At 54.3% G+C, this 346-nt stretch carries 2 tRNA genes; both read left to right on the top strand.

The annotated features are described in order from the left end of the window. Nucleotides 1-50: 50 nt before the first annotated feature. Nucleotides 51-127 (top strand) — tRNA-Ile (locus AB3X99_RS40975). A gap of 92 nt (nt 128-219) precedes the next feature. Beyond that, nucleotides 220-295: transfer RNA gene (locus AB3X99_RS40970), tRNA-Ala, on the top strand. Nucleotides 296-346: the final 51 nt, after the last annotated feature.

Here is a 346-nt window from a genome sequence, read left to right as displayed (position 1 = left end):
CACGCGTTTTAAGCGCTCACACTTGTCGGCTGTAAGAAAGACAGACTCAGGGGTCTGTAGCTCAGTCGGTTAGAGCACCGTCTTGATAAGGCGGGGGTCGATGGTTCGAATCCATCCAGACCCACCAACTTTGCGATGATCGTTGGTGCTTTAGCACTTACGAGCATCTCACTCCCGAAGGGAGTTGGGCAGATGACCTGAGTTTGAGTGGTTACGAGCGGGGGATTAGCTCAGCTGGGAGAGCACCTGCTTTGCAAGCAGGGGGTCGTCGGTTCGATCCCGTCATCCTCCACCAATCCTCAATGCACAGCGTTCTGCACGAAGCAGAACCTTTTGCATTGGCGAT

This window comes from Paraburkholderia sp. BR10882 (genome assembly GCF_040948855.1).
Lineage (GTDB): Bacteria > Pseudomonadota > Gammaproteobacteria > Burkholderiales > Burkholderiaceae > Paraburkholderia > Paraburkholderia nodosa_A.
This window is presented reverse-complemented; position numbering and strand designations above follow the sequence as displayed.